General features: G+C 73.2%; 12 protein-coding genes. 1 reads left to right on the top strand and 11 read right to left on the bottom strand.

All coding sequences use genetic code 11. The features are described 5' to 3' along the window. Positions 1-14 precede the first annotated feature (14 nt). The 3 genes from rpe to fmt all read right to left on the bottom strand — a co-directional run bounded on the left by rpe (position 15) and on the right by fmt (position 3,464). Entirely contained in the window at positions 15-698 is a 684-nt protein-coding gene (gene rpe, locus FHS39_RS21035; RefSeq protein ID WP_184350969.1) for a ribulose-phosphate 3-epimerase, read from the bottom strand. A 346-nt stretch (positions 699-1,044) separates the two neighbouring features. After that, positions 1,045-2,481, bottom strand: a complete 1,437-nt coding sequence (locus FHS39_RS21030) for a transcription antitermination factor NusB (RefSeq protein ID WP_184350968.1) — start codon at positions 2,479-2,481, stop codon at positions 1,045-1,047. 38 nt (positions 2,482-2,519) lie between these two features. Beyond that, positions 2,520-3,464 carry a methionyl-tRNA formyltransferase gene (gene fmt, locus FHS39_RS21025; protein ID WP_184350967.1) on the bottom strand — a complete coding sequence of 315 codons (945 nt, stop codon included), beginning with the start codon at positions 3,462-3,464 and terminating at the stop codon, positions 2,520-2,522. Between the two features lie 266 nt (positions 3,465-3,730). Between fmt and FHS39_RS21020 the strand changes: the two genes are divergently transcribed. Continuing rightward, complete coding sequence (locus FHS39_RS21020) at positions 3,731-4,219, top strand: hypothetical protein (RefSeq protein WP_184350966.1); 489 nt, start codon at positions 3,731-3,733, stop codon at positions 4,217-4,219. A gap of 33 nt (positions 4,220-4,252) precedes the next feature. On the opposite strand, the gene FHS39_RS21015 is transcribed toward FHS39_RS21020, so the two are convergent. The 8 genes from FHS39_RS21015 to FHS39_RS20980 all read right to left on the bottom strand — a co-directional run bounded on the left by FHS39_RS21015 (position 4,253) and on the right by FHS39_RS20980 (position 12,766). Then, a complete protein-coding gene (locus FHS39_RS21015) occupies positions 4,253-6,403 on the bottom strand; it encodes a primosomal protein N' (protein ID WP_184350965.1) in 2,151 nt (716 codons plus the stop codon). A gap of 109 nt (positions 6,404-6,512) precedes the next feature. After that, positions 6,513-7,721 carry a methionine adenosyltransferase gene (gene metK / locus FHS39_RS21010; protein WP_184350964.1) on the bottom strand — a complete coding sequence of 403 codons (1,209 nt, stop codon included), beginning with the start codon at positions 7,719-7,721 and terminating at the stop codon, positions 6,513-6,515. 220 nt (positions 7,722-7,941) lie between these two features. After that, a complete protein-coding gene (coaBC, locus tag FHS39_RS21005) occupies positions 7,942-9,150 on the bottom strand; it encodes a bifunctional phosphopantothenoylcysteine decarboxylase/phosphopantothenate--cysteine ligase CoaBC (RefSeq protein ID WP_184350963.1) in 1,209 nt (402 codons plus the stop codon). Between the two features lie 109 nt (positions 9,151-9,259). Next, entirely contained in the window at positions 9,260-9,532 is a 273-nt protein-coding gene (gene rpoZ, locus FHS39_RS21000) for a DNA-directed RNA polymerase subunit omega (protein ID WP_030360466.1), read from the bottom strand. Positions 9,533-9,566: 34 nt separating this feature from the next. Then, positions 9,567-10,157, bottom strand: coding sequence for a guanylate kinase (gene gmk, locus FHS39_RS20995; RefSeq protein ID WP_184350962.1), 591 nt, complete (start codon positions 10,155-10,157; stop codon positions 9,567-9,569). Positions 10,158-10,195: 38 nt separating this feature from the next. Beyond that, complete coding sequence (locus tag FHS39_RS20990) at positions 10,196-10,519, bottom strand: integration host factor (protein WP_071966183.1); 324 nt, start codon at positions 10,517-10,519, stop codon at positions 10,196-10,198. 214 nt (positions 10,520-10,733) lie between these two features. Further along, entirely contained in the window at positions 10,734-11,588 is an 855-nt protein-coding gene (gene pyrF, locus FHS39_RS20985) for an orotidine-5'-phosphate decarboxylase (RefSeq protein ID WP_281396888.1), read from the bottom strand. A 62-nt stretch (positions 11,589-11,650) separates the two neighbouring features. Next, complete coding sequence (locus FHS39_RS20980) at positions 11,651-12,766, bottom strand: quinone-dependent dihydroorotate dehydrogenase (protein WP_184350960.1); 1,116 nt, start codon at positions 12,764-12,766, stop codon at positions 11,651-11,653. Positions 12,767-12,774 lie beyond the last annotated feature (8 nt).

Here is a 12,774-nt window from a genome sequence, read left to right as displayed (position 1 = left end):
CGGCACGGGGCACGTCAGTGGGCACATGCCCAGGGCGCGGCGGCGGTGGCCCGCTCCGCCTGCGCGCGCAGGCTGCGTACGGCGGCCGCCGGGTCCTCCGTACCGTAGACGGCGGATCCGGCCACGAACACGTCCGCGCCGGCCTCGGCGCAGCGCTCGATCGTCTCGGCCGAGACACCGCCGTCGACCTGCAGCCACATCTCCAGACCGTGCCGGGAGATCAGCTCCCGAGTGCGGCGGATCTTCGGCAGCATGATGTCCAGGAACGCCTGGCCGCCGAAGCCCGGCTCGACGGTCATGATCAGCAGCATGTCCAGCTCGGGCAGCAGGTCCTCGTAGGGCTCGATCGGGGTGGCGGGCTTGAGCGCCATCGAGGCGCGCGCCCCCTTGGCCCGGATCTCCCGCGCCAGGCGTACGGGCGCGGCGGCGGCCTCCGCGTGGAAGGTGACCGACCCCGCACCGGCCTCCACGTACTGCGGCGCCCAGCGGTCGGGGTCCTCGATCATCAGGTGGCAGTCCAGCGGGGTGTCCGTGGCCCGGCTCAGCGACTCGACGACCGGGACGCCGAGCGTGAGGTTGGGGACGAAGTGATTGTCCATCACATCGACGTGGAGCCAGTCGGCGCCCTTCACGGCCTGGGCCTCGTCGGCAAGGCGGGCGAAGTCCGCGGACAGAATGCTGGGGTTGATCTGAGCCATACCCCAAGCCTGCCATGCCGCAAGCCCACCCCCCGACACGGGAGCCCTTTTCCGCCGGCCCAGGCCCCTTGGCGGGGCCTCCGAGAGGGGGGCGCAGGGGCCGAGGGGCCCGCATACGGGCCCCCAAATCCGCTGCAGCGGCGAGCAACCACGACGGCGGAACCCGGCGGTGCCGTACACGCTCAGGCCACGACCGCCCGGCACCGCCGAACCGCGCCACGAGAGCTGATCACCGCTGCGGCGGACGGGGGCCGCAGGGCAGAGAGCCGACGCATCCCCGGCGGTCCGGGGCGGCACGTGCCGACACCCCCAGTCGGGGCACCGACACCCCACCCCGACCGGCAGGTCACCCCGTGCGGCGCACCAGCGCCAGATACATCGCATCCGTACCGTGCAGATGCGGCCACAGCTGCACGTCCGGCCCCTCGCCCAGTACCGGAACGCCCTGCATGAAGGGGCGGGCATCGATCCACTCCGCGGCCGGAGCCGGGGCGCCGCGGCCCTTGAGGACGTCCTCGACGACGGCCCGCGTCTCCGCCGGGTGCGGCGAGCACGTCGCGTAGCCGACGACCCCGCCCACCCGCACGGCACGCAGCGCCTCGCGCAGCAGATCGCGCTGCAGCGTCGCGAAACCGGCCACGTCCTCGGGGCGGCGGCGCCAGCGCGCCTCCGGGCGGCGGCGCAGGGCGCCCAGCCCGCTGCACGGCACGTCGACCAGCACCCGGTCGAAGGAGCCCTCGCGCCACGGCGGCCGCGTGCCGTCCGCGGCGATGACCTGGTACGGGCCGGGGTTGCCGGCCAGCGCACGCTCGACCAGCCGGGCCCGGTGCGGCTGCTTCTCGGACGCCAGCAGCGCAGCACCCCGCTGCGCGGCCAGCGCACCGAGCAGGGCGGCCTTGCCGCCGGGACCGGCGCACCCGTCCAGCCAGCGCTCGTCCGGCCCCTCCAGCGGCGCGGAGGCCAGCGCCAGCGCCACGAGCTGGCTGCCCTCGTCCTGCACGCCGGCCCGGCCCTCGCGCACCGCCTCCAGCGCCCCCGGCTCGCCGCCCTCGGCGAGCCGCACCGCGTACGGCGACCAGCGCCCCGGCAGCGCGGAGTCCTCGCCGACCGCGGCCAGCAGCTCCTCGGTGGTGGAGCGCCCGGGGCGGGCGACGAGCGTGACCTCGGGGCGTTCGTTGTCCGCCTCCAGCAGGTCCTCGATCCCGGCCCGCCCGCCGCCAAGCGCGTCCCACAGGGCGGTGACGATCCAGCGCGGGTGCGAGTGGACGACGGCGAGGTGCTCCTCGGGGTCGTCCTCGTACGGCGGAGCGACGCGTTCCAGCCAGCCGTCCAGATCATGGGCGGCGATCTTGCGGAGCACGGCGTTGACGAACTTGGCCCGCCCGTCGCCGAGTACGACCCGCGCCAGCTCGACGCTGGCGGAGACGGCGGCATGCGAGGGGATGCGCGTGCCCAGCAGCTGGTGGGCGCCGAGGCTCAGGACGTCCAGCACCGGCGGGTCGACCTCGCGCAGCGGCCGGTCCACGCAGGACGCGATGATCGCGTCGTACGTGCCCTGGCGGCGCAGCGTCCCGTACACCAGCTCGGTGGCCAGCGCGGCGTCCCGCGTCTCGAAGCCGTCCTTCTCCCGAGCCTTGCGCAGCAGCGGGGGCAGCACCAGGTTCGCGTAGGCGTCCCGTTCGTCGACCGCCCGCAGCGCCTCGAAGGCGAGCATCCGCACCGGGTCCTTCTTGGGACGGCGGTAGGGCTTAGCGGGGCGGGGACGACGGGCCTGATCGTTCACGAAAGGTGCTCCGGGGCTGGGTGGCGAAGGCCTCAAGCCTACGCCGCTCCCTCCGCGCCGAGCCGCTCGCCTGCACCGATGCGCACTCCGCGGGCCCAGTCGGCGGCCTTCATCGGCTTCTTGCCCTGCGGCTGGACCCACAGAAGCTCCACGGCGTGGGAGCCGGTGCCGATGTGCACGGAGTTCTTGGCGGCGGCGATGTCGCCGGCGGCGAGCTCGGTGCGGTCGGGGTGCAGGGCCACGGACATGACCTTGAGCCGCTCTCCCCGGAAGGTCGTCCAGGCACCGGGGCCGGGGGCGCAGCCGCGCACGACGCGGTCGATGCGGAGCGCGGGCGCGGCCCAGTCGATGCGGGCGTCCTCGACGTTGATCTTGGGGGCGAGGGAGATGCCGTCGGCGGGCTGCGGCACGGCCTTGAGGCTGCCGTCCTCGATGCCGTCCATGGTCGCGGTGAGCAGCCCGGAGCCCGCGAAGGCGAGCCTGGTCAGCAGGTCGCCGCTGGTGTCGGTGGGGCGGATCAGCTCGGTGAGCACGCCGAAGACGGGGCCGGAGTCCAGGCCTTCCTCGATCAGAAAGGTGGAGGCGCCGGTGACCTCGTCCCCGGCGAGGATCGCGTGCTGCACGGGGGCGGCGCCGCGCCAGGCGGGCAGGAGGGAGAAGTGCAGGTTGACCCAGCCGTGCGCGGGGATGTCGAGCGCCGCCTTGGGCAGCAGGGCGCCGTAGGCGACGACCGGGCAGCAGTCGGGCGCGATCTCGCGCAGCCGGGCGAGGAAGTCCTCGTCGCGCGGGCGGGCGGGCTTGAGCACCTCGATGCCGGCCTCCTCCGCGCGCTCGGCGACGGGGCTGGCGACCAGCCGGCGGCCGCGCCCGGCGGGCGCGTCGGGCCGGGTGACGACGGCGACGACCTCGTGGCGGTCCGAGGCGATCAGGGCGTCGAGGGCGGGGACGGCGACCTCGGGGGTACCGGCGAAAACAAGCCTCATGGGTGGCGAACAACCTCTCAGACGCCGAGGGGGACGGCGCACCAGTCTAGGGCGTGTCCCTCTGGGGGCGTGCGGGTTGGCGCGCGCCCCATTCTGGAGGATGTACGCCCCCATACCGTGACCCGGCGGCCCGTGGCGCGTTGGGTCAAGAGAGATTGACCGAAACGGGCCGCAACCACGGCCCGCTTCCGTTGGGTTGTTCGTCAACCACCCGTCAATTCTCGTCCACCTACGTTCCTTTTACCGCCGGTCCGAGAGGCTTGTTCATGCCCGACCACGCAACCCACGACGCCCAGGCACGGGCCAGCCTGCATCTCCTGGTCCGGGACATCGAGAGGGTGCGCCGCCAAGTGGACGCGCTGCGCACGCTCACCGCCCAGCTGGGCAACGTCTACCGTCCGCGCCGCACCGGCCCGTCCGCGGGCTTCGTCGTCTACGGACGGGCTCCCGCACCCACCGTCCGGCTGGCACAGGAGCTGCGGGACAGCGTCGAGACGCTGGTCACGGCCGCGGTCGACTTCGACCGTTCGCTGGGCTTCTCGTGGGACGCGGTGGGTTCGGCGCTCGGCGTCACCAAGCAGGCGGTGCACCGGCGTTACGGGGCGCGCCGGTCCGCGGGGCAGGCGGCAGCCGAGGCCGCGGAGTCGGTCCGCACGGCCGAGCCCGCGCCCGTACCGGTCGTCCCGGCCGCCCGCTCGGTCCCCTCCCGTGACGAGGCACGCCCCACGGCCTTCCCCGGGCCCCGCAACGGCTGACCGGCTGCGGGCAGGCGCCGCGCGGCCGGCGCGTCAGCCGATGTCCGGCGGGTCCATCCGCAGCCGGACCGGATCGCCCTCGCGACGGGCGAGACGTATGGCGTGGGCCGTCTTCAAGGCGGCCGCGAGCGCCGCACCCTGGCCCGGGCGCACCCGGATCAGCGCACGCTCCCACCGCTCCCCCGGCGGAGGATCGCCCGCCCGGCGCGGCCGTCCCGGCGGCGGCGCCGACAGCTCCACCGGGCCGAGCACCTCGGCACCCGCTGGCAGCTCCGCCATGGCGACGAGCTCCGCGACCGCCTCCGGCGGGCCCGCGACCGCGGCCATCCGGGAGACGGGCGGGAAGCCCAGCTCCGCCCGGTCGGCCAGCTCCCGCACCGCGTGCCCGGCCGGGTCCCAGCGGACCAGCGCCTGCACGGGCCTGAGCGTCGGCTCGGCGACGACCACCACGGTGCCGCCCGCCTCCTGCCCCCTGACCAGCGCCGCCGCACCCAGCCAGCGGCGCAGCGCCTCCTCCCCCGCGCGCAGGTCGGGGCGGCCGAGCAGCGCCCAGCCGTCCAGCAGCAGCGCGGCCGCGTAGCCGCCTTCGGCGACCGGCTCCGCGCCCGGGGTCGAGACGATCAGCGCGGGCCGGTCGGGGACGGTGTCCAGCACGTGATCGCGGCCGGACGTCCGTACCGGCACGGCCGGAAACGCGCGGCCCAGCTCCTCCGCGGTCCGCCGCGCCCCCACGACCTGCGCGCGCAGCCGGCCGCCGCCGCACTCGGCGCAGTGCCAGCCGCGGGCCTCCTCGCCGCACCAGCCGCAGTGCAGCCCGCCGTCGGCCCGCGCCTCCAGGGGCCCCGCGCAGTGCGCGCAGCGCGCGGCCTCGCGGCAGCGCTCGCAGGCGAGCCGGGGTACGTACCCGCGGCGCGGCACCTGCACCAGCACGGGCCCGTGCTTGAGCCCCTCACGGGCGGCCTGCCAGGCGAGGGAGGGCAGCCGGGCGGCCCGGGCCGCGGCATCGCGCGCCTCGTCGCCGTCGCCGACCGTACGGACCAGGGGGGCCGTGGCCCGCACCTGCTCCCGGGCGGCGGCCAGCGGCAGCGCCCAGCCGCTGTCGACCAGCTGGGCCGCCTCCACCGTGCAGCCGAAGCCGCCGAGCAGGAAGGCCGCCTTCTCGCGCGCCGCGCGCGTGAGCAGCACCTCGCGGGCGTGCGGCTGCGGGGCGTGCGGCTCGCTGTGGCTGGAGTCGCCGTCATCCCAGATGGCGGCGAGCCCCAGATCCCGTACGGGCGCGAACATGGCGGCCCGGGTGCCGACGACCGCCCGCACCGCGCCCCGGCTGACCGCCAGCCAGCGGCGGTAGCGCTCCTCGGCCCCGACGTCGGCCGTCAGCAGCACGTGCCGCCCCGCGCCGAGCAGCGCGTCGAGCGCCGCGTCGACCCGGGCGGCGGCCCGGCCGTCCGGCACGACGATCAGCGCGCCCCGCCCGGACGCGAGCGCGGCGGCCGCGGCCCGCGCCAGCTCGGCGGGCCAGTGCGGGCCGGGCAGTGCCGCCCACACCGCGCGCGGTGCGTCGCCGCGGGCGAGGGCGTCGAGGAAGGCCGGGCCGGTCGGATACCGCTGCCAACTGCCCGCCTCGGGCGCCCCGGGCGGCGGCAGCGGCCCGGCCGACGGCTCGGCCTCGATCCGCGCGTGCCGGGGCGGCACGGCCAACTGCAGCACATCGGCGAGCGATCCGGCGTACCGGTCGGCCACGGCCCTGCACAGCCCCAGCAGCGCCGGGGAGAGCACCGGCTCGGGAGAGAGCACTTGGGCGATCGCGGCCAGCGGCCCCTGGAAGCCGGACTCGGCCACGCGCTCGACGATGAACCCGTCGAGCAGCCCGCCCCCCTCACGGCGCCCGCCGCGCACATTGCGCGTCCCGGCCCCGAACCGCACGCGCACCCGCACCCCGGACCGGGCGTCGGCGTCGAGCTCGGCGGGCACGGCGTAATCCCACAGCTTGTCGAGGTGGACGGGCCCCTTGTCGACCAGCACCCGGGCGACGGGCAGCTCCGCGGCCAGCGCGGCCCCCCGCCACGTCCGCGGCTTGGCCCGCGGCACCTTGGCCTTGCGCACGCTCTCCCGGATCAACGCGAGCTGCTCCACCTCCGGCGCCTCCCCCGCACCCCGCTCGCCCCGCCCGTTCTCGCTGCTCACAGCTCCAGTCCTACCAGACGGCACTGACAGCCCGCCCTGCCTCAACGCCACAGCCCCGGACCGGGAACCCGGTCCGGGGCTGTGGGACGTGCTGCGGCAGGCTCGGGCCTTACAGGCCCGCGGCCTTGCGGAGGGCCTCGACGCGGTCGGTCCGCTCCCAGGTGAAGTCGGGCAGCTCGCGGCCGAAGTGACCGTAGGCAGCCGTCTGCGCGTAGATCGGGCGGAGCAGGTCGAGGTCGCGGATGATGGCGGCCGGGCGGAGGTCGAAGACCTCGGCGATGGCGTTCTCGATCTTCTCGGGCTCGATGGTGTGGGTGCCGAAGGTCTCGACGAACAGGCCCACCGGCTCCGCCTTGCCGATCGCGTACGCCACCTGCACCTCGCAGCGCGCGGCAAGACCCGCGGCCACGACGTTCTTGGCGACCCAGCGCATCGCGTACGCGGCCGAGCGGTCCACCTTGGACGGGTCCTTGCCCGAGAACGCACCGCCACCGTGACGGGCCATGCCGCCGTAGGTGTCGATGATGATCTTCCGGCCCGTAAGCCCCGCATCACCCATCGGGCCGCCGATCTCGAACCGGCCCGTCGGGTTCACCAGCAGACGGTAACCCTCGGTGTCCAGCTTGATGCCGTCCCCGACCAGCTCCTTGAGCACGTGCTCCACCACGAACTCACGGATGTCCGGAGCCAGCAGCGACTCCAGATCGATGTCCGAGGCATGCTGCGAGGAAACCACCACCGTGTCCAGACGCACAGCCTTGTTGCCGTCGTACTCGATCGTCACCTGCGTCTTGCCGTCCGGCCGCAGGTAAGGAATCGTGCCGTTCTTGCGGACCTCCGACAGACGCCGCGACAACCGGTGCGCCAGCTCGATCGGCAACGGCATCAGATTCGGCGTCTCATCACAGGCAAACCCGAACATCAGGCCCTGGTCGCCCGCACCCTGCTTGTCGAGCTCGTCCTCATCACCCTCGACCCGCGACTCATACGCCGTGTCGACACCCTGCGCGATATCCGGCGACTGCGCACCAATGGACACCGACACACCACAGGAGGCGCCGTCGAAGCCCTTCTTCGACGAGTCGTAACCGATCTCAAGGATCTTGTTGCGCACCAGCGACGCGATCGGCGCGTACGCCTTCGTCGTCACCTCGCCGGCCACATGGACCAGGCCGGTGGTGATCAAAGTCTCGACCGCGACGCGCGAGGAAGGGTCTTCCTTCAGCAGGGCGTCGAGAATGGAATCGCTGATCTGGTCGGCGATCTTGTCGGGGTGGCCCTCGGTCACGGACTCCGAGGTGAACAGGCGGCGGGACACATCGCTCCCTGGGGTTGCAGCGGCTGCTGGCTGATCATTGATGGACCCGGCCGAGAGCTGCGCTCGGCGCGAATCCGGTGCCAGTTTATCCGGCCTTCGCGCCCCCCGGGCATCCCGCCTGCCGTCAGCGACCGCGTGACCTGCGACACTCGCCTCTGTGACCTCGGGAAACGCCGCGTAATCACGCCACGAATATGTCAGGGGAAAAGTCCCGGCGACCTCAGGCGAGGCGCTCCCGGACCAGATCCCAGACCGTGTCGGCGAGGGCTTCCTTGGGACCATGCGGAACCGGGGTCTCGGTGCCGTCGGAAGCGAGGACGACAGCCTCGTTCTCCTCGGAACCGAAGGTCTTGCGCTCCCCCACCTCGTTGACGACCAGCAGGTCACAGCGCTTGCGGGCCAGCTTGGCGCGCCCGTTGGAGAGCACGTCGTCGGTCTCGGCGGCGAAGCCCACGACGACCTGGCCGGGGCGGGCCCGCTCGGCCGACAGCTCCGCGAGGACGTCGGGGTTGCGCACGAGCTCGACCGGCTCCGGCTCCCGGCCGTCCTGCTTCTTGATCTTGCCCTCGGCGTACCGGGCGGGCCGGAAGTCGGCCACGGCCGCGGCCATCACCACGGCGTCGGCGTCCGCCGCGGCCTTCACGACGGCCTCCCGCAGCTGCAGGGCGGTCCCGACGTGCACCACGTCCACGCCGACGGGGTCGGGCAGCTCGCTGTTGGCGGCGACCAGCGTGACGCGGGCACCGCGCGCCACGGCGGTACGGGCCAGGGCGTAGCCCTGCTTGCCGGAGGAGCGGTTGCCCAGGAAGCGCACCGGGTCCAGCGGCTCCCGGGTGCCGCCCGCGCTGACCACCACATGGCGGCCGACGAGGTCGGCGGGGAGCTCCTCGGCGCCGCGCGCCAGCACCCGGCGGCAGAGCTCGAAGATCTCGCCGGGCTCCGGGAAGCGTCCCTTGCCGGTGTCGACGCCCGTCAGCCGGCCCACGGCGGGCTCGATGACGACCGCCCCACGGCGGCGCAGCGTCGCCACGTTCTCCTGGGTGGCGGCGTTCTCCCACATCTCGGTGTGCATCGCGGGGGCGAAGACCACCGGGCAGCGGGCGGTGAGCAGCGTGTTGGTCAGCAGGTCGTCGGCGAGGCCGTGGGCGGCCTTGGCGAGTATGTCGGCGGTGGCGGGGGCCACCACGACCAGGTCGGCCTCCTGCCCGATGCGCACGTGCGGCACCTCGTGGACGCTCTCCCAGACCTGGGTGACCGCGGGGTGGCCGGAGAGCGCGGACCAGGTCGCCTCACCGACGAAGTGCAGGGCCGACTCGGTCGGCACGACGCGTACGTCGTGCCCGGACTCCGTGAGCCGGCGCAGCAGCTCGCACGCCTTGTAGGCGGCGATCCCGCCGCTGACCCCCAGGACGACCTTGGGCTTGTCCATCGCTCTCGCTTCTCCCCGGCTCGTACGCGCGTACGCGTCCTATGACACACCAAGGGCCCGGCAATCGTGCTGCCGGGCCCTTGGTGACGAAAATGACGAAAATCAGCGCTTACTGCGCCGGGGCCTCGACGGCCTCGGAGGTCAGCAGGCCCGCGTTGATCTCGCGGAGCGCGATGGAGAGCGGCTTCTCGTGGACGTGGGTGTCCACCAGCGGGCCGACGTACTCCAGCAGGCCCTCGCCGAGCTGCGAGTAGTACGCGTTGATCTGGCGCGCGCGCTTGGCGGCGTAGATCACGAGGCTGTACTTCGAGTCGGTCGCCTCGAGCAGTTCATCAATCGGCGGGTTGATGATGCCCTCGGGCGCGGTGATGGAAGAGGACACTCTCTGCCTTCCGAAGGGGGGTGAAGAAAGATGTTCAGCGCAGCAAGGCTAGCAGCTCACGGGCAACGTCCTCGACGGAGGTGTTGACCAGCGTGGTGTCGAACTCGGACTCGGCCGCGAGCTCCACCTTGGCGGCCGCCAGCCGGCGCTCGATCACCTCGGGCGACTCCGTGCCCCGGCCGGTGAGCCGGCGGACCAGCTCCTCCCAGCTCGGCGGCGCCAGGAAGACCAGCTGGGCGTCGGGCATGGTCTCACGGACCTGCCGGGCGCCCTGGAGGTCGATCTCCAGCAGCACGGGCTCGCCCGCCTCGAGGTGGTCGAGCACGGCCTTCCGCGGCGTGCCGTAGCGGTTGCCCGCGAACTCGGCCCACTCCAGCAGTTCCCCGTTGGCGATGAGCTTGTCGAACTGCTCGTCGTCGACGAAGAAGTACTGGACGCCCTCCTGCTCGCCGGGGCGCGGCTTGCGGGTGGTGCAGGACACCGAGAGCCACACCTCGGGGTGGGCCTTGCGCATATGGGCGACGACCGTGCTCTTGCCGACCCCGGATGGGCCGGAGAGCACGGTCAGCCGCGGTTGTCTGGCCGGGGGTACGGGGGACGTCCCCCGGGAGACTGCAGTACTCATGCAGCGATTATCCCGGTTTCCGGGAGTGCCTGAGAACGTCAGGCCGCCTTGTTGCCGAACTCTCGTTCCAGAGAAGCGATCTGGTTGGAACCGAGCCCGCGCACCCGGCGGCTCTCGGAGATCCCGAGCCGCTCCATGATCTGCTTGGCGCGGACCTTGCCCACACCGGGAAGGCTCTCCAGGAGAGCGCTCACCTTCATCTTGCCGATGACATCGTTCTTCTGGCCCTGCTGGATGACCTCGTGCAGCGAGGCGCCGGAGTGCTTGAGCCGATTCTTGACCTCGGCGCGCTCCCGGCGAGCCGCGGCGGCCTTTTCGAGCGCGGCTGCGCGCTGTTCAGGGGTAAGGGGCGGAAGAGCCACGCCTGCGTCACCTCGGATGTCGAACTGTCGGATACGGACCGGTGAGGAACCTAGTCGGCCCACACCTGGGGAGCAACGCGCAACGCGCTTGCACGTTCGCTCTCGACGGAGACTAGCGGCCGATCCCGCTCCAGTCAGCGAGAACAGACGAAAAGTCCTGGTCAGACTCGCTCGACCAGGACTTTTCCGGACATAACGCACGACAAAATTGACGTCAGCCTCGCGCGGAGGCCACCGCGTCGCGCACCTCGCCGGCGAAGCGGGCGGCACTCTCGCGCAGCGCCGCGACGTCCGGACCGTGCTTCAGGACGCCGCGGCTGACGTTCGGGACGACGTTCGCGACGGCCGCGCCGAAGACCTTGGGCAGGTCGGCGGCGGTGGCGCCCTGCGCCCCGATGCCGGGGGCGAGCAGCGGCCCGCCGATGGCCAGATCCGCACCTGCCGCGGCCAGCGTGTCGCCGAGGGTGGCGCCGACGACGGCTCCGTACGAGCCCATGGGCGCGGCGTCCCGGGCGTTCTCGGCCTTGAGGTGGTCCAGCATGGTCGCCGCTACGCTCGCGCCGTCGGCACGCACCGCGTGCTGCACCTCGGCTCCCTCGGGGTTGGAGGTGAGCGCGAGGACGAAGACGCCGGTGCCGCTCTGCCGGGCCAGGTCCAGGGCCGGGCGCAGGGAGCCGTAGCCGAGGTACGGGCTGACGGTCACGGCGTCCGAGAACAGCGGCGAGGCGGGGTCGAGGTAGGTGGCGGCGTAGGCGGCCATGGTGGAGCCGATGTCGCCGCGCTTGGCGTCCATCAGCACCAGGGCCCCGGCGGCGCGGGAGTCGGCCACGGCCTGCTCCAGGACGGCGATGCCGCGCGAGCCGAACCGCTCGAAGAAGGCGGACTGCGGCTTGAGCACCGCGACCCGGTCGGCCAGCGCCTCCACGACCGTGTACGTGAAGCGCTCCAGGCCCTTGATGTCGTCGCCGAGTCCCCAGTCGGCGAGCAGGGAGGCGTGCGGGTCGATGCCGACGCACAGGGGGCCGCGCTCGTCCATGGCGCGGCGCAGGCGGGCGCCGAAGGGCGGCAGGGAAGACCGCTGCGGCCCGGAGGGCCTCGATGAGGGGTGGTGGTCGGGTGACGGGTGGGCGGTCATGCGGTCACCTTCCGGTGCTCGGCGCCGACGGCTTCGGCGAGGGTGGCATACGGGCTGGCGGCCAGCTTCTCGGCCAGCCCGTTATGGATCTTCCGGCACCAGAACGGGCCCTCGTAGATGAAGGCGCTGTAGCCCTGGACCAGCGTGGCGCCCGCCAGGATGCGCTCCCAGGCGTCGTCGGCGGTCTCGATGCCGCCGACCCCCACCAGGGTGATCCGGTCGCCCACACGGGCGTACAGGCGGCTCAGGACCTCCAGGGAGCGCGCCTTGAGGGGGGCGCCGGACAGACCGCCGGCACCGATGGCCTCGACGGTGCGCTTGGGGGTCTTCAGGCCCAGGCCGTCGCGGGCAATGGTGGTGTTGGTGGCGATGATGCCGTCCAGGCCCAGCTCCACGGCGAGGTCGGCCACGGCGTCGACGTCCTCGTCGGCGAGGTCGGGCGCGATTTTCACCAGCAGGGGCACGCGGCGGTCGGTGACCGTGCGGTCGGCGGCCTCGCGGACGGCGGTCAGCAGCGGGCGCAGCGCCTCGGTGGCCTGCAGGTTGCGCAGGCCGGGCGTGTTCGGGGAGGACACGTTGACGACGAGGTAGTCGGCGTGGCCGGCCAGGCGCTCGGTGGAGGTGACGTAGTCGGCGACCGCCTCCGCCTCCGGGACGATCTTGGTCTTGCCGATGTTGACGCCCACGGTCGTCCGGAAAACGCTCTTGCGCTCGGCCAGGCGCTGTGCCACGGCGGCCGAGCCGTCGTTGTTGAAGCCCATGCGGTTGACGAGCGCGCGGTCCGCGACGAGGCGGAAGAGGCGCTTCTTGGGGTTGCCGGGCTGCGGCTGGGCGGTGACGGTGCCGATCTCGACATGGTCGAAGCCGAGCATGGCCATGCCGTCGATGGCGGCGGCGTTCTTGTCGAAGCCCGCGGCGAGGCCGAAGGGGCCGTGCATGCGCAGGCCCAGGGCCTCGGTGCGCAGCTCCTTGTGGCGGGGGGCGAGAACGGCCGCGACGAAGGTGCGCAGGACGGGCATCCGGGCGGCGGCGCGGATCCAGGCGAAGGCCAGGTGGTGGGCCTTCTCGGGGTCCATGCGCTTGAAGATCAGGTCGAAGAAGAGACGGTACATTTCTGGCC

It is taken from the genome of Streptomyces olivoverticillatus (assembly GCF_014203555.1).
Classification (GTDB): Bacteria; Actinomycetota; Actinomycetes; order Streptomycetales; family Streptomycetaceae; genus Streptomyces; species Streptomyces olivoverticillatus.
The sequence above is the reverse complement of the archived record's forward strand: the minus strand, read 5'-3'. Positions and strand labels throughout refer to the sequence as shown.